At 41.7% G+C, this 24556-nt stretch carries 14 protein-coding genes; 4 read left to right on the top strand and 10 right to left on the bottom strand.

The genetic code is table 11. The features are described from left to right. Positions 1-132 precede the first annotated feature (132 nt). The 7 genes from OC25_RS25425 to OC25_RS25395 form a co-directional block, all read right to left on the bottom strand. Positions 133-3051: a glycoside hydrolase family 2 gene (locus OC25_RS25425; protein WP_052266471.1), complete on the bottom strand. Its 2919-nt coding sequence runs from the start codon at positions 3049-3051 to the stop codon at positions 133-135. Between the two features lie 30 nt (positions 3052-3081). Next, on the bottom strand, positions 3082-3786 hold the full coding sequence (locus OC25_RS25420) for an RraA family protein (RefSeq protein WP_245222154.1): 705 nt from the start codon (positions 3784-3786) through the stop codon (positions 3082-3084). Between the two features lie 273 nt (positions 3787-4059). Continuing rightward, complete coding sequence (locus OC25_RS25415) at positions 4060-5742, bottom strand: RagB/SusD family nutrient uptake outer membrane protein (protein WP_039482857.1); 1683 nt, start codon at positions 5740-5742, stop codon at positions 4060-4062. A gap of 5 nt (positions 5743-5747) precedes the next feature. After that, positions 5748-9146, bottom strand: coding sequence for a TonB-dependent receptor (locus OC25_RS25410; protein WP_052266470.1), 3399 nt, complete (start codon positions 9144-9146; stop codon positions 5748-5750). A 164-nt stretch (positions 9147-9310) separates the two neighbouring features. Next, positions 9311-10456: a FecR family protein gene (locus tag OC25_RS25405; RefSeq protein ID WP_039482873.1), complete on the bottom strand. Its 1146-nt coding sequence runs from the start codon at positions 10454-10456 to the stop codon at positions 9311-9313. Between the two features lie 577 nt (positions 10457-11033). Next, a complete protein-coding gene (locus OC25_RS25400) occupies positions 11034-11624 on the bottom strand; it encodes an RNA polymerase sigma-70 factor (RefSeq protein ID WP_052266468.1) in 591 nt (196 codons plus the stop codon). A gap of 181 nt (positions 11625-11805) precedes the next feature. Next, complete coding sequence (locus OC25_RS25395) at positions 11806-14922, bottom strand: DUF5107 domain-containing protein (protein WP_039482853.1); 3117 nt, start codon at positions 14920-14922, stop codon at positions 11806-11808. Positions 14923-15414: 492 nt separating this feature from the next. On the opposite strand from OC25_RS25395, the gene OC25_RS25390 reads away from it, so the two are divergent. After that, a complete protein-coding gene (locus OC25_RS25390; protein WP_039482850.1) occupies positions 15415-15687 on the top strand; it encodes a DUF4242 domain-containing protein in 273 nt (90 codons plus the stop codon). A gap of 392 nt (positions 15688-16079) precedes the next feature. On the opposite strand, the gene OC25_RS25385 is transcribed toward OC25_RS25390, so the two are convergent. Genes OC25_RS25385 through fdhD form a run of 3 tightly spaced genes read right to left on the bottom strand, consistent with a single transcriptional unit; the run spans position 16080 to position 19640 of the window. Continuing rightward, positions 16080-18404 (bottom strand): FdhF/YdeP family oxidoreductase, encoded by a 2325-nt coding sequence (locus OC25_RS25385; RefSeq protein WP_039482847.1) that lies wholly within the window; start codon positions 18402-18404, stop codon positions 16080-16082. Beyond that, positions 18401-18757 (bottom strand): DUF7009 family protein, encoded by a 357-nt coding sequence (locus OC25_RS25380; protein ID WP_039482843.1) that lies wholly within the window; start codon positions 18755-18757, stop codon positions 18401-18403. The genes OC25_RS25385 and OC25_RS25380 overlap by 4 nt, the downstream gene beginning before the upstream one ends. Then, complete coding sequence (gene fdhD / locus OC25_RS25375) at positions 18741-19640, bottom strand: formate dehydrogenase accessory sulfurtransferase FdhD (protein ID WP_039482840.1); 900 nt, start codon at positions 19638-19640, stop codon at positions 18741-18743. The genes OC25_RS25380 and fdhD overlap by 17 nt, the downstream gene beginning before the upstream one ends. Positions 19641-20217: 577 nt before the next feature. On the opposite strand from fdhD, the gene OC25_RS25370 reads away from it, so the two are divergent. From OC25_RS25370 to OC25_RS25360, 3 genes are all read left to right on the top strand, one after another. Then, the gene (locus OC25_RS25370) at positions 20218-21405 is read left to right on the top strand and encodes an FAD-dependent oxidoreductase (protein WP_039482836.1); all 1188 of its coding nucleotides are present in this window, start codon (positions 20218-20220) and stop codon (positions 21403-21405) included. A 12-nt stretch (positions 21406-21417) separates the two neighbouring features. Further along, positions 21418-23181 (top strand): flavin monoamine oxidase family protein, encoded by a 1764-nt coding sequence (locus OC25_RS25365; RefSeq protein WP_039482832.1) that lies wholly within the window; start codon positions 21418-21420, stop codon positions 23179-23181. A gap of 286 nt (positions 23182-23467) precedes the next feature. After that, positions 23468-23980 (top strand): CinA family protein, encoded by a 513-nt coding sequence (locus OC25_RS25360; protein WP_052266467.1) that lies wholly within the window; start codon positions 23468-23470, stop codon positions 23978-23980. The last annotated feature ends 576 nt before the right edge of the window (positions 23981-24556 follow it).

The raw sequence follows: 24556 nt of genomic DNA, 5'->3' as shown, positions 1-24556 counted from the left end.
TCCTCGTTTGCAACGAGGATTCAGGAAAACGGCGATTCTATCGCTATAATCAGTTATCACACTTTAAAAATGTGTCGCTCGTTTATCCTCGTTACAAACGAGGACAATCGGGAACCAGGAAAATAGCGACTATTATTTCAACTGTAGCGTAATACTGTCCTGAATAATATCTCCGGCTTTTAAGGGGTGATCCATTTTTTCTGCATGTCCCCTGAAAAACCTTTCGGCTCCCATGTTGCTATAGCCAGCTACGAGTGTTTTAATTCCGGTTGTTTCTTTCCATGCCCTGATGTGCTGGCGGCCATTGGCCACTACCTTAAAAGCTGCTGTGCCGTTATTTAACTGTGCACTGTTGATGTACATTTTGGTTGAGCGGAAATCGTTGGTACCCAAATCATTTCTATCTAAGCTCCATGCTGTGGCCGGCAATTTAGACGGCCCTGCCGGACCAGAAACAGGATTGGCTGAGGTTAAACTCGCTTTACCCACAGGCCGGCCAATATGATCAGCCGGATAATAATTCCACTGGGCATTCCTGTTCCAGCTTAATTCCTGAAAGCCATCAGGCAAACCAAAAACCAATCCCCATTGGCGTGGATTAACCTCTTTTTGAATGGTGTATTGATAATCGATTTTCACCGTACCGTTTGCAGAAAAAATGTAATTAGTAGTACCGCTGGCTTCGCTATAAGCATCGCTTACGCTTAAGCTAAAGCTATTTTTGGCCTTCACCAGCTTAATATCTTTAACGATGCGGTTTTTACATACGCTGGTAAAAGGATCAAACTGTTGACTCTCGCCTGTCATTTGCGTACCTCTGCCCTCGCCTGTTAAAGGTAAAACCATGAGTCTGGCACCGGCATTCCAAACGGTTTTGCCATTCTGGCTAACTTGTTCTACATCGCCATTTATTAAATTTAGCTGTACTTTTACTGCACCATTTTTGGCGGTTAAGGTATTGCCACTCTGGCTGTAACTCCATAGTTGGTCAGCAGTTTTGGCAACAGCAGTTAAATCGGTAACAGTAGGTACTACTGCAAACTCATAAACATCAATGAGTACGCCACGCGGATCGTACACTTTAATCATCATTTTATCCGTTGATAAAGGTTTTTTATTGATATTTACATTGACAGTAGTTTTTCCATTCCTCTTTAAATCGGCTGTAATTAAGCCACTTTCTCCTGCTAAAGTCCACGCTATTTTACACTCGTTCAGGTTACTGAAGAGTAATCTATTTTCCAGTTCAACCGCCACTTTTCCGTCAACCCAGTTACCGGCCAGTTTAATTTTTACCGGCGAATAGATTTTTTTCATGTGCCAGTACTCGGGCTTTGGCCTTCTCCAGCCATCGAGCGGTCCCCAGGTACCGTAGCCAACAGTTTTACCATTGGGTAAGAAGAAAGTATCGTCAATACCGGCCCAAATGGCACCTCCTAAAACGGCATCGGTGCGGTACATATTTTCCCACATGCTTTCAAAGCCGATTCCCCAGGCATCGCGAACACCGGGATCGGTAACCAGCTCCAAACGGTTATAGGCATTTAAATGTACATATTCATCAAAAACAATAGGGCGTTTGTAGTTGCGGTAGGTTTGCGGCCCGGTTGGCCCGGGATAATGGTGGTTGGTAATTTCCAGGTCGCCTTCATCGGCATCGGGTCCGTACTGGCTGAAATTGCGTGGACGGGTTGGATCGAAAGCTTTGATCAGCTTTGCTGTTTCTTTAAAATATTCTTTGTATTTACCGCTTTCGTTTCCCATCGACCAGACTAACACCGAAGGGTTTGACCTGAAATAATTAACCATATCCACAGTCTGATCGACCATTAAGGTCTGGTAAATTTCGCTACCGGCAGGTACTGCTGTGTTTTCGGCCCAGCAGAAAGGTGCTTCTACCTCTAAAAACATTCCCAGGCGGTTGCAGGCATCTATCAGCTCTTCGGCTGGTGGGTAATGCGAGGTGCGGAAATAGTTTACATTGCCTTCCCTGAAAAGCTCCACATCTTTTTCCCACATGTTTTCGCCTACTGATCGGCCACGTAAAGGCATAGTTTCGTGGTGGCATATACCACGCAGCTTAATAGGCATATTGTTTACAAAAACACGGTTGCCCCTTACCTCTATCTGACGGAAACCAATGCTTTTGGTGATTACATCTTCGGTTTTACCCGCCTGTATAATACTCAGTTTTACCATATACAGATTAGGATGCTCGGGATCCCATTTAGCAGGTTTAACCACATCAAAACTGATATTTTGCTGCAGATATTCACCTTTTGAAATGGCTTTATCGAGGTTAATTGTTTTTTCGGTAACGGGGGTTGTTCCATCTGCCTTAAACAATTCGGCTTTCAGGCTCAGGCTGTTTGTTTTCCCATCCTGTTCGTTGGCAATAATTACATCGGTGCTAACTGTGGAATTTTCGTAGTTTTTATCTAAAATGGTTTTAACATCGGCATAGGCAAAATTTACAGGTGCAAGGGCCATTACATAGGCTTTGCGAGAAATACCGCCCAACGGATGTACGGCATAGGTTGATGCACTGGCCAGCGAATCGGCTTTACTTTCTGATTTGACCTTTACCAACACTTCGTTACTACCTCCCCATTTTACCCACTGATTGATATCAACTTCGAATGGGGTAAAACCACCTAAATGTGATGCTGTTTTTTTACCGTTTACCCAAATTTCAGCATCGCTGTATACGGCATCAAAACGGAGTTTAACCCGTTTGTTTTTCCAACTGGCTGGTACATCGAATACTTTCTGGTAACCGGCATAAACGGAGTTTTTTACTTCAAAGCCCTGCATCACCCACTCGCCGGGTACCTGGATATTTTTATCGGCGGGCTGATTATTGATATCAGGAGAAAATTTCCATGTTCCATTCAGATCAATTTTATCGGGCTGCTTTGAGGCTGCCGGCGAAATACGATTCATTTTAATTACCTGCTGTTCGGCAGTGGTGTAACTTATTTTTTGAATCTGGGCCTGCACCACGCCTGCCAGCATCGTTAAAACGGTAAATGTTTTATAAAATAGTTTCATTTGTGTGTGTTTATTATGATTAAAATATATTTACATAATACCGTATTTATCGAATGCTTCTTTGGCGCTCATACCTTCTAAAATCTTTTTCTGCACCATTTTTTCGCCCCGTGCTTTTTCAAGGGCACGTGAAATAACTTCCACTTCGTGCTGTTTGGGCACAACACAAACACCATCTATATCGCCTACCACAATATCGCCGGGGTTAACCAAAACACCTTTAATTTCTATCGGTACCCTAAAGTCGATTACTTTACCACGTGGGGCCTGGTCTTGCGCATAATTGCCATAAGAAAATGAAGGAAAGTTAAGCTGTAATATGCCTCTTGTATCTCTCGAGTAGCCATCAACCACGGCACCTGCCGCACCTAAAATCTGTGCGCGGGTGCTCATCAACTCGCCCCATAAGGCATAAGCCGGAGATGCGCCGCTACAAATGTAAACCTCATTTTTTTTCAGGTCGTCGAGCGCCTCGAGCATTAAACCAAATGGCTTTTTAAGGATGGGATTATTGCTTTCGTAGTCAGCACATTCTAACACGTCGGCTTCGAGCACTGTCATTGCCCTGCCTGCAACAAACATATCGGAACGCAAGGGTTGTATTTGTGGTGGCAAAAACTGATGCAAAAGGCCCATCTTATCCATGATGTCGCCAATTACCGCAGTATAAAGTTCTGTTCTTATCATTTCAAAAAGCGCGTCGTCATTTTGCCATTCCATAGTATTAATTGTCATCAGTCTAATCGTGTATTGGGATGCTGTATTTATTTATGACTCAAAAATGGGCAATTGGCAAAAAAAACCTTTAAGCATAGTTACCTACTTCTTAAACTTTTTTACCATAACAAAAGGGATTAAAAGAAACATAAAGACAAAATAATTCATTTAACTCCGTAATCTTAGCTAATGAATTACGGTAACATCGTTAAGTTCCTCCAAAAAAATAGCGACCAGGAAAAGCCCTGGCCGCTATAATCATTGTGTGTGCATAAGTAGATGCATTTTATTTTAATATCCTTTAGCTGTTTGTGCTGTCTTTAAGTTCGCATTTCTATCTAAAGCAGCTTGGGGATAAGGCATTAACATGAATTTATTTTGCCAGGTGCGCTCCTGCACAATTACATTGGCAATATCTTTCGTTGTTTTCATTACAGTTGCCGCAATATTCCAGCGTCTGATATCGAAATAACGCTGCCCTTCACCTGCCAATTCTATTCTGCGCTCGTTACGAATTACCTCCCTCAATTTTTCTTTAGTATTGTTTACCGTTTGATCTACTGGTGGCATACCTGCCCGATCGCGGATATCATTTAACGCAGCAAATATTGTGGCATCGGGTCCGCTTACTTCATTTTTAGCTTCTGCATAAGCCAAAAGTATCTCAGCATATCTGATAATGCTGTAATCCTGAGGTGCATCAAACTCTAAACTACTTGCTAATGAAGCCGGATCTAAATACTTTTTAAATGCATAACCTGTATAGGTTTCACCGCCTCCAGGACCTGCCCAGGTGAATACATAGCCATCTTTATATTCGTTCCAGGTTGCCCCCGGAAATAAAATACTGGCATAAAGACGGGTGTCGCGATTTTTAAATTCATTAATATAATTAGGCGATGGTGTTTTTTTAATGTTAAAATCGATGGCCCTTTGCTCGGGTGTTGGTGGTGTAAAGGTTGTGCCATCACTTTTCCAATAAGCGTCTACCAAAGCCTGAATTGGTGTAATAGAGGTCCAGCCCCCGATATTAGGTGGAGCAAGCAATGTTCTCAAACCATTACCATAGGGAGCATAGCTTGTATTTTCCTGAATGTTCTGGGATACAAGTATGGTCTCTTTATTACCTTCGTTTGCTGTCCAAAATTGTTGTTGGTAGCTCGCCAGACCTTTATAAAATTTTTGTTTGGCTGCATCATCAGCAAAAGTTACCAATTGGCTATAGTCGTCTTTGGTATCATTACCGCTTAATGCTGTTTTTCTAAAAAGCTGATAGCCTGCCCCCATTACTTTTTGAGCACTGGCAATTGCATCGCTATATTTGCCATATTCTAATTGAATACGGGTTAATATGGCCCAGGCAGCTCCGTTTGTAATACGACCGGTTTGATTAGGAGCACCACCAGCATAGCTTGCCGGTAAATCTGCTTCTGCTGCTTTAATCTCATCAATAGCAAATTGTATTACTGCAGCAGCAGGACTTGGTGCAATTGCAGTTTCTTCAGGATTTGTATAGCTCGTTTTTAACAAAGGAACATCGCCAAAGGTATGTGCCAGCTCGTAATAGGTAAAAGCCCTTAAAACCCTGGCTTCAGCGATAAAACGTTTCCTCAATGTTTCGTCCATTGTAGCTTTTCCTACATTATCTAAAAAATAATTATAGCGGCGTATAAAAACATAACGGCTGTTATAACCTGCATCGAGTGTAGCATCTATACTACCTGCAGATACAAGTGTAGCATTGCTTTCCCAGGGATATTGACAATACGCATTATCAGCAGCCCCATCATCATAAGCATAATTAAAGGCATTGGCTAAATAACCGTAGCAACCGTTCAATGCAAGCTGCACATCATTTTGTGATTTCCAAAAAGTTCCGGCAGAAAGTTTATCCTGTGGAACAAAATCTATCGACTTTTTACAGCTTCCGAGTATAACAAGAGCGAAAAGCGATATATATATAATTTTTTTCATGACGATTATAGTGTTAAATTTAAGCCCACAGAAAATGTTTTGAGAACCGGATAAGCCGATCTTTGTGAAGGAACTTCCGGATCAAAATCTTTCAATCGCTTATCGCCCCGGATAGTAAAAGGATTATTGCTTGATGCATAAATCCTTAAACCTTTGATCTTAGCCTTATCTAATATATTTTGAGGAATTGTGTAGCCTAAAGTAATGGCTTTAACCCTAAAATACGATGCATCAAACAACCAAAAGCTAGACAGACCAAAGTTTTGAGTGTCGCTGGTTACCCTTGGGTATGCTGCATTAGGATCAGGGTTATTAACAGTCCATCTATCTAAAACATAATTTTTAACACCTGCGCCATTAAAGAATGCCTGAGATGCTTCCATTTCCAGGTAAGTTTTTACATTGCCTACACCTTGCGCCAGAACGCTAAAATCAAAGCCTTTGTAATTAGCTGAAAGGTTTAAACCATAAGTAAAATAAGGTACGTCATTACCATTAATTACCCTGTCGTTACCATCAATTACACCGTCACCATTCTGATCTTTATATTTAATATCTCCTGGCTTTGGATTATTGGCTTGTTTTGCATGTGCATTAACATCGGCCTGATTTACGAATAAGCCTTCGGCCTGCCACATGTAAAACGATCCAACTGGCTGGCCAATGCGGTTAATGTAGTATCCGCTCGGGGCAGTTTCATTAGCACCACCCAAATCAGTTACTTTATTCCATATTTTACTGAGGTTACCTCCAATAGAATAGCCAAAATCGTTTATTTTACCATTGTAGTTTAGCGAAAGTTCCAATCCATTATTTTTAACCGCTCCTAAATTTACTGAGGGCGATTCGCCACTACCTAATCCGGCTTCTGTAGGGATGTTTGGATTTGGCAATAAGATATCTTTGGTAATGCGGCTGAAAACATCTAACTGTAAAGTAAGTGATTTAAATAATGTTGCATCTAAACCGGCATTATAAGTGGTTAGTTTTTCCCAGCTTAAAAGCGGATTAGCCAATTTACCCGGGCTTACTCCATCTTGCTTAGATTCATCAAGAATTACGGTACTCCCTACATTTAAACCATCATAAAAATCGTAATTACCTACGTTGTTAATATTACCCAATTTACCTGCAGATAAACGTATTTTTAATTCATTAACCGCAGTTAGATTTTTCATAAAATCCTCTTGCGAGATACGCCAGGCTACCGATGCAGATGGGTACCATGCTGCGCGATGGCCAGGTGCAAATCTTGATGAGGCATCGTTTCTGGCACTAGCTTCAAATAAGTATTTATCTGCAAAGGCATAATTTACACGGGCAAAAACAGATGCCAGTGCACTTTCACCAACTCCACCGTTCGCGCCATCATTGGTTACCGTAGTATTTTCAGGTAGCGCCGATCCTCCTTCAACTGCATTTAAATCATTATTCGGAAAACCTTTACGCACTACAATCAATGTCCTGTTTTGCGCCTTTTCGTAAGATGCTCCAGCCAAAACTTTAAAATAATGTTTATCTATATTTTTTTCATAACTGGCTGTGGCCTGCGATAATAAATTTGAAGCACTTTGCCATCTTTCTGTTAGCTGATTAGTTAATACCGCAGTGCTGGTTAAAGGTTTTTGGCTGATAAATCCAATAACCGGATCTATTGTGTTTATAAAAGAACTGTTGAAATAATTAAAAGTGTTATAAGAAAACAAACCTGAGATATCCAAACCTTTAACGGGAGTATAAGTTCCATTTAAATTACCAATGAAGCGATTAGTATTATTATTCGTTCTACCACCTTCTTCTAATAAACGTAATGGATTCTGGCCAGCTATTGTAGCATTTTCCTTTCCGGCAGTTACACTACCCCATTGACCATTACTTTGTTTGGCAACAGATAAAGGAATAGACCTGCCAACTCCGGTAAAACCGATTTCTAAATTATCGTTATTGTAACCATCTCTGATAAATGATAAGTTACTGCCAATTTTAAATTTATCGCTAATCTGTGTTTCGGTATTTGCCCTTAGTGAATAACGGTTTAAATTTTTACCCGGAATTAAAGAATTTTGGCCAAAATAAGTACCACTTAAATAATACTTGGTTTTATCTCCTCCTGCAATGCTTACCTGGTGCTCCATCATTGGTGCACTTTTACGTAATATTAAGTCATACCAATTTGTATTGGGATAAAGATCAGGATTTGATTGGTTTCTGATTGCTGCTAAAGCTGTTGCATCATAAAGCGGACTTCTGCCCATGTTTGTCTCAGCTTCATTTCTTAAAAGGGCATAATTGTTTGCATCAGCAAAATCAGGTAAGTAGGTAGCCGATTGTCTTCCATAATAAGCATTATAACTAATAGTAGGCGTTCCATTTCCTTTTTTAGTGGTTACCAATATTACACCATTTGCAGCTCTGGCACCATATATTGATGAAGCTGAGGCGTCTTTCAGTACAGAAATGCCTGCCACATCGTTAGGATTGATGCGCGCGAAATCACCTTGACTTACTACTACTCCATCAACCACAAATAATGGAGATGATGTACCAAGATTTGCCCGGCCCCTTACATTTATAGTTCCCATATCGGAACCAAGATCGCCAGGTGCTGATTTAATGGCTACGCCAGGTACAGCGCCTTGTAATGCGTTGGTTAAAGAAGTTACCGGTCGGTTAACAAGTGTTTTGGTATTAACTGTATTTACTGCGCCCGATAAGTTTACCTTCTTTTGCGTACCATAAGCCACCACAACCACATCATTTAAATCGTTGGTTTGCGGTACTAATGTAACTTTTAGTGTTGCCGCAGCTTTTACCTCTTTGGTTTGGTAGCCCAGGTATGACACTATCAGTATAGCGTCGTCTGCAATGCCGGTTAGTTTAAAATTTCCGGCCTCATCGCTAATGGTACCTTGTTCTTTACCTTTTACTTTGATGCTGGCACCGGGTATTCCCTTGCCAATTTCATCTAAAATGGTACCGATCACATCAATCACTTTATACACGGGCGCTTCTTGTCCGGTTTTAGTTGCGGGCACCACAGTTGCAGGCCTTTCTTTAACCACAATGGTGTTGGCCTGTATGGAGTAAGTTAAGGGCTGATCTTTAAAACACTGATTTAAAGCTTCGGCCAGCGTAACATCCTTAACATCGATATTTACAGCTTTTGATTTTTTTAAATCGCTCTGGATAAAAAACACATTAAAACCACTTTGGCTTTTAATGGATTTGAGCACTTTTTGCAAGGATGCATTTTTCTCATTAAGCGTGATGTTTTTTTGTGCAAAACTGCTCGCATTAACGTGTAAAAAAGCTACAAAAAGCAATATAACGGTTAGCTTCATGGATAACAGAATTTTATGCTTTATACGGCCTGCGCTGTATAAATTAAAATCGTAAATTTTCATACATTTGTTAGGTTTTGGGTTGATATAAATGCTTATAGCTGTTGCTATTGCATTTACAATGTTTTAACTATTTGGTTATCGTTAGGGCATTTTTTTAATCCGAAACTTTGAGCGGGTTTCGATTGCAGTCGAAATCCGTTTCTTCAGATTAAAATTTTAGGGTATTACTTTATAATTTTAATCCTCCTTCCTTCTATCTTAAATTTAAACTTATCGGTTGATTCTAATATTTTTAAGGTTTCCTGCAGGTTGTTGTGTTTAGAAAAAGAGCCACCGAAATAAATGCCGTCGAAATTACCTTCATACTCAATTTCCACATCGTACCAGCGCGCCAGCTTTTGCATGGCTTCTTTAATCCCCTCGTTATTGAACATGAAGAAACCGTTTTTCCAGGCGATATATTCTTCTACATCAACCTGGTTAATTTCGAAACCAGTACCATGAAATACCGCTTGTTGTCCGGGTTTTAACACTCCGGTTGCCATTGGACTAAAATTTTTAACGGCTACCCCACCTTCTACCAGTGTGGTTTTAATTTCGGGCTCGTCTGCATAGGCACTAACATTAAAATGGGTACCCAATACGCTGATTTCCTGTTTAGCCGTGGTTAGTTTAAAAGGTTTATTTTTGTTTTTGGCTACTTCAAAATAACCTTCGCCAGTTAACATCACAGTACGGTATTTACCATTAAAAGCAGTTGGATATTTTAATGATGAAAGTGCGTTTAACCACACTTTTGTTCCATCGGGCAGGGTTACCTGATACTGGCCACCGGCCGGGGTACTAATGGTATTGTAACCGCTTGCTTGTTTACCGGATGCATTTTCAACAATGGCATAAACCAGCTGACCATCGGCCGTTTTGGTAATCTTAATACCTTCCTGGCTGGCGATGGTACCATTAACGGCCTCATCTAAATTAATTTTGGTACCGTTAGCTAAGGTTAAAAAAGCTTTATTGCCACCGGGTTTAATCAGTGCTGCTACTTTATTGGTATTTTTATCTGAAATACGTTCGCCTAACCAATACGCGCCAAAACCTAAAACAGCAACTATTGATGCCGCAACAGCCCAACGGTAGAAGGATTTGCGTGGTTTTACCTGCTCCTGCGCATCAATTTGCAGATTAATATTATGCCAGATCTTTTCGCCTGTTATCTCCTCCTCAGCTTCATTAATTTGAGATTCATCCGGTAATTTATTCTGCGCCAATTGTTCGTTGTACCACGATTCTAGCTCGAGTCGTTCTTCTCCACTGGCAGTACCGGCTATATATTTTTCTGTTAATCTGACTAATGTTGCTTTTTTCAATTCGCTGTGGTTTGGGTGTATGTACCCAAAATGAAGGGTATCCCCCAAAAGAATTTTAATTATTTTGTAAACAACTATTTAACAGCTAATTAAATTTTAATAAAAAATAACCATATAAGCCATTTACGGAAATATAAGAAAGTGTTAAATGTACTTATTTGTCTTCAATGAGTTATAATATCACCATCTTAGGCATGTAAGTTCACCTGAGGCAGGCTTTGATAAAAACTAAGGTGTTCTAAGGTGCCTTAGGTGGTAAAATATTGATAACCACATTCAAAATCATATAAGCCATTAAAGAAAAATGTAAGCTTACCTTATATGACTTATAATATCACCACCTTAGACATGTAAGTTCAACTGAGGCAGGCTTTGATAAAAACTAAGGCGTTCTAAGGTGTCTTAGGTGGTAAAATATTGATAACCACATTCAAAATCATATAAGCCATTAAAGAAAAATGTAAGCTTACCTTATATGACTTATAATATCACCACCTTAGACATCTAAGTTCACCTGAGACAGGCTTTGATAAAAACTAAGGTGTTTTAGGTGGTAAATGAACAGTTGTGAAAAGGATTACTTACCCCAGATCCCTCCCAGCAGCAACACCGCCCAAAATAAAAACTCACCCATATCGGTACGCAAGCGGCGTAATGCAATGGTAATCTGGTTTTCGACGGTTTTAGGCGAAATATTTAAACGCTCGGCTATTTCTTTCACACTGAGGTGTTCTTTCCTGCTCAGAATAAATATTTCCTTACATTTTTGGGGAAGCTGTTCAATGCTTTCATCCAGCCGCTGGGTGATTTCCTTTTCGGCGAAAGCATTTTCGGCATTGTGGGCACTTACCAGTAAATCGGTATCGTGTAGCAGATCGGTACGCATTTTTCCATCCCTGATGGCTTTAAAAACCTGAAAACGAACGGCTGTAAACAAGTAATTATTGAGGTTATCAACCAGGGTATATTCCCGCTTTAGCCATAAGCTCACAAATATTTCCTGAATGATATCTTCTGCAGCTTCTCTGTTACGTAAAATCTGATAGGCCGATAAATATAACTTACTCCAGTACCTGCTGTAAATTTTCCCGAACGCAGCCCGGTCGTTACTTTGCATGTTACTCACAAGCAAACTATCAGGCCATAGTTCGAGGTTATCAGGTTTCATTTTTTATAAAGAATGGCTTTTACAATGCTAAGTAAAAAATTATGGGTTCAATTTATATATTTTTCATCAGTTATTATCTGGTTAAAAAGACTCCAAACACTACTATATGCAAAACTCGGTATTAAATGCCACAGTTTTGCAGATTTGTGATAATCTCTACTTAAAATATCCTTTTTAGCCGTTATTTAAGCACACGTAATTGTTCAATTAAACGTACGCCAGAGTCGCTTGTATCGGCCCTGGTGCCTGGCACTTTCAAAAATACTTTTTGGCACCATTTTATAACTGCATCCTTAGGGTATGCTTTAACCTGTTTATCGAGCCAAATAACAGCTTCCTGTTTTTTACCCAGCTTTTCCATAGCCCAGGCGGTTAACAACTGGTTTGCGGGAGTAAAATTACTCACGGTGTTTTCTACCTTTGGTTTAAAGCTGGTAACCAGCTGCAGAGCGGTTTGCGCAGCCTGCCTGTTTCCCATCTGCTGATAACATAAATAATCCATCCAGTTTTCTAAACGTTCATCTATATTTTCGGCATAAGGCTTGCCTACGCCTAAATTTTGCGGCCATTTTTTAGCATCGCCAATGAAGCCAAGTGCCTTGGTGTAGTTCTTAAGCTTAATTTCATTAATGGCCTGCATTAGTTTAGCTTCGCGGTATAACTCCCGGCCAATAGTAGCACCTTCAAAAGGCAGAATTTGAATCTGATCGAGCAGTTGGCCACAATCGCGGTAACGCTTATTCAGCAATAAGGCTTTGGCATACAGCATGCCCATTACATAATTTTCGGTATGTGCCTGGTAAAATGGTTCGATGGTTTTTAAGGCCTCCATATTCTGGTTATGACTAAGGTAATATTCGCCAAGCAGTTTGGTATAACGCCAATCGGCCTGATCTAAACTTTGTGCCTTTTTAAGATCAGCCAGTTCTGATGCATCGATGTGCATGGCAGCCCGTGCAGCATAAAAAGGAGCAAAATCTGGCGTATTGCCACAGTCTTGAAACAATTTTTTACTTGCAGCAAGTTGATTCCGGTTTTGATATAAAAGTGCCAGATAATATTTAGGTTTCCAGCTGTTAAGCTGTTTACCGGCCCAAAGCAATACCGCCTCATCTTCTGAGCGGAAAGGAAATACAAAAGCTGCAGTAGCCTGATCGGCTTTGGCTAAGGTAGCGGCAAAAGACTGCCCTTTTTTATTTTGTAAAAATGCCAGCCAAAAATTCACCAGTGCCTGGTCAGGTGCCAATTGAAGCACTTGTTCGCTTTCTGCAAAGCAACCATTCTGATAATAATTAGCAGCCAGTTCCAGGTAACTTTCAGTCGGTTGCTCATTGCGGATTGCTGTTATAAAACGGCTCTTGTTTTCTGCTGACGGCTGAATGAGGTACTTTTCAAAACGGACAAAATCACTCAGCGGATCGAATGCTAAAAGGGTATCCAATACTGTTTTAGCCTCACTTATTTTATTTTGGTTGCGGTATGCAATAGCCTGTACCTGCAGTGCGCCAATTTCGTAACGGTTAAAATCGGTGGCTTTAGCTGCATAAGTTATCGCCTTATCCCAGTTCTTTTCGGCAAGATATACCTTGCTCAGCTCGCGATATGCCGGACTTCTGAAGGCCATGCTTAGGCTCGCCAGATCAAAACCATCTTTGGCATCGGTGGTATTGCCCAACTGTTTATTGATAATACCATAATAATAATTTGCTGCACCATCATGGGTATCCACACTCAAAGCGATTTTCGCAAATGTTAAAGCTTCCTGATAACGCATATTGCGGTACATGAGTTCGGCCATTTGAACCAATGCCGGTACAAAGCCAGGTATTTTATTCAGCGCAGCCCTTAGCTTTTCTTCTGCCTGGGCATACATTTTCTGATCCATAAAGGCCTTGCCCTGCAGGTATAAGCCATAACCGGAGTTCCAGTCGAAACCTTCAGGCGAATCGAGCGGGCGGCTCAGCACATCAGCATCGGCTTTAGTTTCGTATTGCAACTTATTGCCTCCCAGGGTAACCAACAGATCGTTGACTGATCCATCGAATTTTACAGAGTCGGCAAAAGTTTGCAAAGGTTTTAACTTTACCTTTTGTGCGTACAAGACCTTGTTTCCCTGTTTTACGGCAAGCGTATCTGTTAAACTTTGTACGGGATTTAAATAAATTTTTAACCAGCCTTTTTCATATTTCACATTCAGGGCTGCATATTGGTTGGCTTTCACAAAACCTTTGGTTTTTAATACCGGATACCAGTACTCGGTCCAGGTATCGGCAGCTCCGGGAGAAAAACTTTTGTGTTTAAAGGGTGTGAAAGTACTTTTTTCGGCTGTCTGGTTAAATAACCTCCCCGATTGGATCTCAGAATATTGTCCATCGGTATCGGTTAGCAATTTTTCCCAGATCATCCCCTGATCGGCAAGACCCCAGATCCAGATTTTCTTTCCGGCTTTATCATCGTGACTACCGTAACGTGCCATTCCAAAATCATCATCATGCCAGTAGGCGCCAAAAAAATCGGTGTATTTACCAAAAACATGGTACGATTTGTAGCCTCCAAAGTTATTTTGTTCGTAAAAAGAAATATCCCTGCCATTTTCTTTATTAATTGGCCAATCGCTGTGCTCGCCCTCATGCCCCAGATAATGTGTGCCCGGATAAATATATTGCAGGTTCCCTTTCACCTTTATACCAGCGTTCATCCAGTGATAATAGGGTTGATCGAGCGGTGTAGCATTATACCAGAACGATTTGGTGGTAAAGTAAGCACGGTCTTTCGTCAAATTGATCTCCATTGTCCAGTTGGTCCGGGTCAATAAATCGAGTACACCAATGATGCAGCTTACACTCCCATCGTTGTTTTTGCGTGTAATATAATCTACCGGCGTAACGGTATTGGGGGTATGTCCCATAATGCCGTAGTTAGGTTCTATACCTCCGCTGGTCCAGGGGCCGCGCATGGCAATATCCCTGAATTTTACCACATGGTTATCGTAAATAAATGAACGGCCTGTCGATTTTTCAATGGCCGACCAGATTTTACCGCCAATTTCAGGCAATATGGTTAGTTTGATATAATCATTTTCGAGGGTAACTACTTTCCATTCCTTTTGTATGGCCTTATCGGTAAATCCATCATAGCGGAAATAGGGATAAATGTGGGTAAAAGCCGGAATGGGATTCGGATCTGAAAAAGGATAAGTGGTAAACACCTGTTTATCTTCCTTGAAACTGGCGTTATTTTGCGCATAAGTAGCAATTACCGCTATACAAATCGAAAACGTGAGCAATAGTTTTTTCATCTGAAAATGGATTTAACCAGGTAAAAACAGAACGGTTTAAGGCGAGATTAAAAACCAAAAGTATTGTTTCTTCCTCCTGGTTTACAACAAGCTGATTCAAAACACGATGCTATTTTTACCGTAAAATTTGGTTAGGTGAGCCCGAAGATAAAAATTTCTAAAGAACCACAAGGAATGTAAAGTAAATACAGCAAAATATTGCAAAAATTGACCTTTGCAATGCTTTAATTTTATCGCAGTTATATGCAGATTGTGAAGTAAAATGAGCAGTTCTGGTACAATGGTAACCAGATATTATTTTTAAATTTAATGAAGAAACAATTATTCATTCCATAATTTTCCGCCATCCGGCGAGCTTATGGTGCTATCGGGCACCGTATCAACCAGCCAAATCATCCCGAAGCCATTGAAAAATTGGAGGCCAGATACCAATAAAAACGGGGCGTTACCGAAAAGCCATACGAGTAGGGATAAATGCTAAATTATTTGATTATGCCCAGATATGTAATTGAACGGGAAATTCCGGGAGCAGGAAAATTAACTGCTCAGGAACTGAAAACCATTTCGCAAGCATCGTGTGGGGTGTTAAGCAAAATGGGGCCACAAATTCAGTGGGTAAACAGCTATGTAACCGACGATAAAATTTATTGTATTTACAATGCACCAAATGAAGAAATGGTACGCGAGCATGCACATTTAGGTGGTTTCCCGGCCAATTCGATTAAAAAAGTAGCTGCTGTAATAGATCCGATTACGGCTGAGTAGTCCAACAAAATTGTGGCCCTGATCCGATAGCTATCGGATTTATTTCAGGGTCTAACTAAACAGTTGAGCTCCATTAATATCGCAATCTATCCAGTTTTCACCACATAAGACATTTAAGCTTAACGGCTTACCAGGAGACTTTTATTCCTTATTGGTTTGAAGCTGATCATTCGATGGGGTCAGGATGACAAGCTACTGGATAAGTGCTCATGATGATTAGCCAAAGTGTTAGGATTCCCGCTTCCGCGGGAATGATGGATTGTCTTGGAGAAAAAGCTAGAAACTCCTCGGCGGCGAGCCGAGGCAAGACCGTTAGGTATAGCATGATTCTAAATATCCTTCGACAGGCTCAGGATGACAAGCTATTGAAAGAAACTTATCCATAAGGCCCTTTATTCACTCACAACTGCCTGATGTGGCCTGATCTGAATCCGCACAAATTTTGAAGCGGGCATGTTCGATTCTTTCACCACATTATTGATCGAGACGAGCACATTGGCTTCAGGGAAATAGGTGACCACATTACGCTCGGGAATGGCATAGGGAACAACCAGAAAAAGCCTGGCTATGCGCTCAATACCATCATCGAAATTAAAGAGATCAACTTTATCTTCGGCTTTAAATCCCTGCCTGTCCATATCCTGCTGATTCATAAACACTACCCTGCGTTCGTTTTTAATGCCACGATAGCGATCCTCGAGCCCATAGATGGTGGTATTAAACTGATCGTGTGTTCTGGTGGTGGCCATCAAGTATTCATTTTCTGACAGGAGGTTTAACGGAACAGGTGAAAGTGTAAAGGCAGCTTTATTTCCGGCTATTCCGGTCATAAACTCCCCGTCACGGGCAGCATTAGGTAAATAAAAACCTCCCTTTTGCCTGATACGTTCGTTGTAATTTTCGAAACCGGGGATGCACTTTTCAATTACATCCCGAATCTTATCGTAATCATCGGCATAAGCTTTCCAATCTACCACCGATCTTTCTCCAAGTGTTTCCATGGCCATCCTGCAAACAATATGCGTTTCGTTTAACAGCTGATCGGATACCGGTTTTAATATTCCTTTTGAAGACTGTACAATCCCCATCGAGCTTTCTGTGCTGATAAACTGCGCTACGCCATTAACTATATCCAAATCGCTTCGCGAGAGTGTTGGCAGAATTAATGCCTCTTCGCCGTGAACCAAATGGCTCCGATTCAGTTTAGTAGAAACATGCACCGAAAGCCTGAGTTTTCGCAAAGCCTCTGCGGTAAAAGTAGTATCGGGAGTAGCCGATAAAAAGTTACCGCCCATCGCAAACAACACTTTAACATCCTGCTTGTGCATGGCTTTAATGGCACTTACCACGTTATACCCGTGTGCACGGGGTGGCTCGAAACCAAAAACATCCCTTATCTTATCCAGTTGTTGTAGCGTTGGTTTTTCGTTTATGAGCATGGTCCGGTTTCCCTGTACATTGCTGTGCCCTCTTACCGGGCATACGCCTGCTCCGGGCTTGCCAATACTGCCTTTAAGCAGCAGGAGGTTTACAATTTCGCGAATCATATCCACACCGTTCGGTTGCTGGGTAAGCCCCATGCCCCAGGCAAATATGATCTTCTTTTTATGGGCCAGTATTTCAACCGCGGCTTCAATTTCGGCAATAGCCAATCCGGCCGCTACTGCAAGCTCTTCCAGCTTATAATTTTCGAATTGAGCGAGGTAATCTTCAGCACCGCTCGTTCTCTGGCGGATAAACTCCTGTTCGAAAACAAGCCCTGGTGTACGCCTTTCCTCGCGGGCCAGTAACAAGCCTATTGCTTTGAGCAAGGCCATATCTCCATTTATTTTTACCGGTAGATAAAGGTCTGAATAATGTTCGCCAATACCCAGTATGCCGTTTAATGCCTGCGGGTTGCGGAACCCCATCAGCCCGGCCTCAGGCAGCGGGTTAATGGCAATAATTTTTGCACCGTTATCTTTACCTTTCTGTAAAGCAGTCATCATGCGGGGCGCATTGGTACCGGGATTATGGCCAATTACCACAATCACCTCTGCCTGATAAAAATCATCGAGTTTCACCGTTCCCTTTCCTATGCCAATGGTTGGCAATAGTGCGGTACCCGAAGTTTCGTGACACATGTTAGAGCAATCGGGCATGTTGTTGGTGCCAAATTCTTTTGCAAAAAGCTGGTAAAGGAAAGAAGTTTCATTACTGGTTCGGCCGGAAGTGTAAAAAATAGCTTCGTTTGGAGAACCGAGTGCGTTTAAATGCCCGGCAATTTTTTTAAAAGCAGCATCCCAGCTAATCGGTTGGTAATGGGTGCCGCCTTTAGGTAAAAACATGGGCGAGGTAAGCCTCCCCTTTTTACCAATTTCAAAATCAGTTAGCTGTGCTAAATCTACAACCGAATTTTCGGCAAAAAATGCTTCGGTAACCCGCTTTGAAGTCGCCTCTTCGGCCAGTGCTTTCACCCCGTTTTCGCAATATTCACCGATCGGCGAGCGTTCATCATCCGGATCGGGCCAGGCACAACTCGGACAGTCGAAACCTCCATTCTGGTTCATGCTAAACAAAGCCCGCATACCACGGAATGGAATCTTCTCCTCTATCAGATCACTGAAAGCCGCAGCTACTGCAGGAATTCCCGCAGCCCAGGTTTTAGCCGGCGTATATTTCAGATCCAGTAATTTCTCCGGATTTTCGGGATTGGGCACTACTTTTAACTTTTTCATTTTGGCTGATTCAAAAGTGGATTGGGGTAATGGTCGCGCTGGTCTTCTTCTACATTATCTAAGCAGGTAAAATCTTTCTCCAGTAAAATACTCAATGCACCTGATGTTGCTTTATAACCAACTTTATCTGTCGATTGCCATTCGGTAAGCCAGGCTTCGGGAAACCTGAGGTTAATTTCATCGCCAATAAAGGTAGCCGAAAGGGCATCACCGCCAGTACAAGTGATGCTATAAATAAGCTTGCGGTTACCAAAATCTACGGTTTCAGACAAAGTGCAGTTTGCAGAAAGGCCTTCTACTTCCGGACGCGTTAATCGGTATCTGATAAAATTGCCTTTAATTCTTATTTTCATGTCTGTATGATTTAATGCGCTCAGCGCCAGTATAAACGTTAAAACTCCTGCCACGCAGGAAACCCACCAGGGTAATATTGCATTCGCTGGCAAGCGCTACGGCCAGACTGGAGGGTGCACCTATAGCCGCGACGGTAGCAATACCTACCATGGCTGCCTTTTGTACCAATTCAAAGCTTGCCCTGCCACTAAGTAACAATATATGCTCGCGAAGAGGCAATATTCCTTCAGCAAAGGCTTTTCCAATCAGTTTATCGAGCGCATTATGCCTGCCTACATCTTCTTTTAAATCAAGTAGGGCTCCATGGCTATTAAAAAGTCCACAGGCATGCAATCCGCCAGTTGCCGAAAACAAATCCTGCTGACTTTGCATAATAGCAGGCAATTGCAAAAGGACATCACTATCGATACAGCCCTGATCAGTGGTTGCCAGCTGAAAAGGCTGCCTGGTACGGATGGACGCTATTGACGACTTTCCGCAGACGCCACAGCTCGAAGTGGTATAAAAATTACGCTCACTGCCCGATAAATCGGGAATCTGGCCTGATGTAAGCGCCAGTGTGATAATATTTTCGCGGCCTTCGCCACATACAAATGTTTCTGTTTTTTGCAATGCTGTATCGTGGCCTATAATTCCCTCTGTAAACAGGAAACCTTTAGCCAGTTCCTCATCATTGCCAGGGGTACGCATGGTTACCGAAATGCTGCTTATCACCTGCTCGCCGTTTTTGTTACCTGCCAGCCTGATTTCCAATGGTTCTTCGATAGCCAGCATGTCATGATGCTCGTAACCAATGCCATCACTCATTTTTTTTATGGCTACATTTCCGGCATTGAAACTTTGAGGCGCAGTTTGAAGGGAAACATCAGAAAGTGCTTTCATGTTAGCTTAATTTGGAGTAGAAACTGGCTTTCGCGTGGGCAGCTATTGTTATTTTGCCAACGCTTGTACTAAGTTAGAAATTCTGTTTCAATTTTTGATTAATGCCATCTGTTTTAACGTAGCGTATGGAAAGCCTTGGGCTACCGATTATGCAAACAATTAAATCAGAAGCAGGTATTAGATTAAAGCCATGGTTTAACACTAATGCACCGATGAACCAGATAACAAATTACTTACAATTGAGTATAAAAAATTTGTAGTTTATTATTTAGTTTTGAGATAACCAAACGCTTAAAGATTTATTTATTTTAGGTCCCCATAAACTAAATTAGCTCCAAATGTTCCCATTCAGTTCCCAACCCTTATTACCTGTTGGCAGTGCCAGCCGGCTTCGCCATTTTGCCAGTTTTTCATACCTCAACATGGCCATATTGGATTTAAAAGCAGCATAAATTATTTTTTAAAAGCCTTATACCAGTCAGATCAATTCATTCAATATAAAACCGGATTGATCCGCAGGCTATATATTTCAATCCGACCCTACAATCATTCCAATAAAGAATAACACATACAACTTATGATTACAGAAAACTACGACGTAATTGTCATTGGTGGCGGGGCAATAGGCCTGGCCACAGCCTACCACCTGGGTAAACGAAAGGCTAAAACCCTGGTACTGGAACAGTTTACTTTTGTGAATCAGCTCGGAAGTTCGGCAGGTGTATCGCGCCAGTTCCGCATTCCCTACCCCGATGAGTACATGGTACAAATGGCTTTAGATGCACAACCTTATTGGGATGAGCTCGAAAGTGCAAGCAATACCTCATTGCTGGATAAAGTAGGAACCTTGTGGTTTGGCGATCCGGCGGTGCACTCAACAGAAGGTAACATTGCAGAAGCTGAAGCAGCCCTGAAAGCCTTAAACGTTCCGTACACCACTTTAACAGCCAAGGAAATTGAAGAAAAATACCACTTCAAAAACTTGCCTGAAACCTACACCGGACTTTTTCAACCCGATGGTGCCAGCATTAATTTTAAAGCTACTATTGAAGCGCTGTTAGGTTTATGCCAAAAGGAAGAAACTGTTGAGCTGAAAGAGAACTCTCCGGTACTCAAAATTAATCAGATTGGGAAACTATTCGAAATTGAGACGCCGAATGGCATTTACATTACCGAAAAGCTATCGATTATTCCCGGCCCATACATTAACAGCGTAATTAATCTGCTCGATTTTAAGATCGATGCTACGTATTGGAACATGTCGTCAGCTTATTTTAAGAAAACCGATCCTGCGATACAATATCCTACCTGGTTTGTTTTCCAGAATGCTATTGGCCAAAACGGCAACCAGTTTTATGGTTTCCCTTCTGTTGATTGGGATCACCCAGAATATATCCGCGTAGCACCCGATTTTGTAATTACCCCTTTAGAAGAGCCCAACGAACGAACTTTAATTCCGAACCAGCAAGAACTGGGCTATACAGCAGAATGGGTAAGAGACCACATGACTGGCTTAAGTACAGAACCCGAATATACTTCGACCTGCTTAATTGCACTGAGTACCATTCCAAACAAAGAACTGTTAATTGATTTTGCACCAAGCTATGTACCCAATCATAAAAACATTGTATTGTATGCTACCGGATGGGCTGCCAAGTTTACTCCTTTCTTAGGCAAAATTATGTCTGATCTGGCCTTGGATGGACATACTGATTTCGACATTACACCATTCCAGTTAGGACAAAAATTCTTCAAAGCAATTTAAAACAACCTCACTATGAACAAAAACACACCTTTAAACACGGGTATGCAGCCCGATTTAAAAACTGAAGTCGCCATTATTGGTGCAGGAACTTCGGGATTATACACTGCCTACCGCCTGGTAACGGATCAAAAATACACGGCCAGCCAGGTGCAGATTTTCGATATGAACGATAAGCTGGGCGGCCGGCTTGAATCGGTAATTATGCCGGGAATGAATTTCTGGGGCGAACTGGGCGGCATGCGTTACCTTACTTCGCAACAAATTGTAACCACTTTAATTGAAGGCTATCCGCTTAGCGAAAAAGATCCGGCCAAACGTACGCCTGTGCTTAAGGATAAAATGACCCCTGTTCCTTTTCCAATGGGCGATCCGTCTAAATTACTGATGTACCTCCGTAAAGAACGTTTTAAGCAAGACGCCTGGAATGTGGCGCAAACAGGTCATGAAAAGCTCTTAACCCGCTACTACCTCAATGATGATGACCTGGGTTTTAGTTCGGATCAACTGTTTAATAAAATCATTTACGATGTGCTGATGGCCGATCCATGGGTGGCCAAAACCTATGGCGATAGGATTATTAAAGGTGCCAGTATTTACGATTATTCGTTTGAGTTAACAAGTCGCGACTGGGATGATATTAAACCGAAACTGGTATATAATTTCCCCAATTCGCCTTACGATAAACGACTGGTGAACGACCTGGGTTTCTGGAATCTGATTAAAGACCAGGTTTCGCAAGAGGGTTACGAGTTCCTGGCCAATGCAGGAGGTTATTATTCAAACACCATCAACTGGAATTCGGCTGAAGCTTTTCCATATATGGTGGGCGATTTCTCGGCCGGCACCATTTACAAAACCATTGAAGAGGGTTACGATAGTATTGCCTATGCGGTAGCCAATGCCTATACCGATCATGCGGGGGCTTGTATCTGGGCAAAAAATAAGCTGCTTACCTTTACCAAAACGCATCCCTTCATCCACACGCATAAATACGAGCTCACTTTCTTAAACATCGAAACCAATACGAAATGGAAAGTATACGCCAATACCCTGGTACTGGCCATGCCACGGAAATCGCTCGAGCTTTTAGATCAGGACAATTTCTTTTTCGATATTAATGAGAACGCCGTGCTGAACAACAATATCCGCTCGGTAATTATGGAGCCTGCCTTTAAAATTTTAATGGGATTTACCTACCCCTGGTGGAAAGAGCTGGGCATTGATTCGGGCCACTCGATTACCGATTTACCGATGCGTCAGTGTTACTACTTTGGTACCGATCCGCAAACCAATAACTCGATGTTACTGGGCAGCTATGGCGACATGGAAACCGAAACCTTCTGGAAAGCACTTACGGACGACAAATTGCTTTTCGAAGTAAAACCAGCTAAATCGGCTTCATTGAAAGAATTGCACCAACTGGACAGCGTACAGGCTACCAAATTGATGGTTGATGAGTTGATGACCCAGCTGCGCGAACTACATGGTGCACAGGTAACCATTCCTGAACCTTATGTAACTTATTTCAGAGATTGGACCGACGAGCCTTTTGGTGCGGGCTACCATGCCTGGAAAGCGGGCTACTCGGTTGAAAAGGTAATGCCTTACATGCGCAAACCGGTAGCTGATGAACAGATCCACATTATTGGTGAGGCTTATTCAGATCAGCAAGGTTGGGTTGAAGGCGCTTTTTGTGTCGCTGAATTAATGTTACAGGATTATTTCGGACTTAAACGCCCGGTTTGGTTAGATAAGGATTATTATTTGGGTTGGTAAGGGCTTGGAATGATCAAGAATCGAGTACCAATTAACAAGTATCAAGAATCTAGTATCAAGTACCAATGATTGAGAATCAAGTATTAAGTATTGATAACCAATTTTAAAAAAGCTATGATCAGGATGGCGTTCAGCGTTTTGTGTTGAGCGCCATTTCATTTAACTCTGTTTTTACTGAACTGGTTACAACAACAGCTTTAATCCAATCTCCTGCAACAGTGTTAGCGTCAATAAACCGCTGACGAATTAAGCATAAAAATCATATCTTAACCCAAAATCTGACACCATGATCTCCGTAACCCGAATTGCCAGTTTCAACAATTTTTTAAGGGATAAAGGCTTAACACTAATTTGTGCCGAAAGTATTACCGCAGGCTTATTATCAAGCACTATTGCTTCGGTTTCCGGTGCTTCAGCAATATTAAAGGGAAGCATTGTAACTTACGATGCCACAGTTAAAACAAAAGTGCTTGGTGTTGATGCGCAAATTATTACAGCTTATACGGCCGAATCTAAAGAAACTACCTTTGCCATGTGCGCCGGCTTGCGTGCGCTTTATCCTGATGCTTCTATTGCTGTAGCGGTAACTGGTGTAGCCTCGCTACCCACAACAGATTATGTTATTGATAAGGAGGTTGGACAAATTTATGTTTCCATCTGGTATCAGGCATTTCACCATTTCGAAACAGTTATTAAACCTGATAAAACCGACGATCAGCGAAATGAAATCCGCGAAAAAACTGTAGCATTCATTTTGGATAAAATTGAAGCGGTGGTGAGGGGTGCTAAGGTTGTTTAACCAATAAGGCACCAAAATCTTCCATGTTATTCCGTGCATCCGTGGCATTTAACCGCAAAGGGCGCGGAGAAAAAACGCAAAGGGCGCTAAGTGCTATTGTTTAACCACCAAGGCACTAAATCTTCCGTGTTATTCCGTGCATCCGTGGCATTTTTTTACCACAGAGAAAGTAGAGAAAAAACACTAAGAGGCACAGAGCATGATGCAGTTTTTTTCCCGCAGATTATGCTGATAACCGCAGAATAGATTTTATGCATATTGTCTTCCGACCTCTGACTCCCGACCTCCGACTTATTTTACCTCAGAGAAAGTAGAGAAAAAACGCAAAGGCCACAAAGAAGAATTAACCACCAAAGCACTAAGACACCAAAATCTTCCGTGTTATTCCGTGCATCCACGGCGGTTTAACCGCAAAGCACGCAAAGATAAATCGCAGAGGACGCAAAGCAGAATTAACCACCAAGGCACTAAAATTCTCCGTGTTATTCCGTGCATCCGTGGCTATTTAACCGCAAAGCACGCAAAGATAAATCGCAGAGGGCGCTAAGTGCTATTGTTTAACCACCAAGGCACTAA

The sequence above is a fragment of the Pedobacter kyungheensis genome (assembly GCF_000812965.1).
Classification (GTDB): Bacteria; Bacteroidota; Bacteroidia; order Sphingobacteriales; family Sphingobacteriaceae; genus Pedobacter; species Pedobacter kyungheensis.
Note: the sequence above shows the minus strand (reverse complement) of the source record. Positions and strands in the feature narration are given on the sequence as shown.

Coding starts and splice junctions, on each gene's coding strand:
- OC25_RS25425 (WP_052266471.1), bottom strand. CDS start 3,051: ATGAAACTATTTTATAAAACATTTACCGTTTTAACGATGCTGGCAGGC.
- OC25_RS25420 (WP_245222154.1), bottom strand. CDS start 3,786: ATGACAATTAATACTATGGAATGGCAAAATGACGACGCGCTTTTTGAA.
- OC25_RS25415 (WP_039482857.1), bottom strand. CDS start 5,742: ATGAAAAAAATTATATATATATCGCTTTTCGCTCTTGTTATACTCGGA.
- OC25_RS25410 (WP_052266470.1), bottom strand. CDS start 9,146: ATGAAAATTTACGATTTTAATTTATACAGCGCAGGCCGTATAAAGCAT.
- OC25_RS25400 (WP_052266468.1), bottom strand. CDS start 11,624: ATGAAACCTGATAACCTCGAACTATGGCCTGATAGTTTGCTTGTGAGT.
- OC25_RS25395 (WP_039482853.1), bottom strand. CDS start 14,922: ATGAAAAAACTATTGCTCACGTTTTCGATTTGTATAGCGGTAATTGCT.
- OC25_RS25390 (WP_039482850.1), top strand. CDS start 15,415: ATGCCCAGATATGTAATTGAACGGGAAATTCCGGGAGCAGGAAAATTA.
- OC25_RS25385 (WP_039482847.1), bottom strand. CDS start 18,404: ATGAAAAAGTTAAAAGTAGTGCCCAATCCCGAAAATCCGGAGAAATTA.
- OC25_RS25380 (WP_039482843.1), bottom strand. CDS start 18,757: ATGAAAATAAGAATTAAAGGCAATTTTATCAGATACCGATTAACGCGT.
- fdhD (WP_039482840.1), bottom strand. CDS start 19,640: ATGAAAGCACTTTCTGATGTTTCCCTTCAAACTGCGCCTCAAAGTTTC.
- OC25_RS25370 (WP_039482836.1), top strand. CDS start 20,218: ATGATTACAGAAAACTACGACGTAATTGTCATTGGTGGCGGGGCAATA.
- OC25_RS25365 (WP_039482832.1), top strand. CDS start 21,418: ATGAACAAAAACACACCTTTAAACACGGGTATGCAGCCCGATTTAAAA.
- OC25_RS25360 (WP_052266467.1), top strand. CDS start 23,468: ATGATCTCCGTAACCCGAATTGCCAGTTTCAACAATTTTTTAAGGGAT.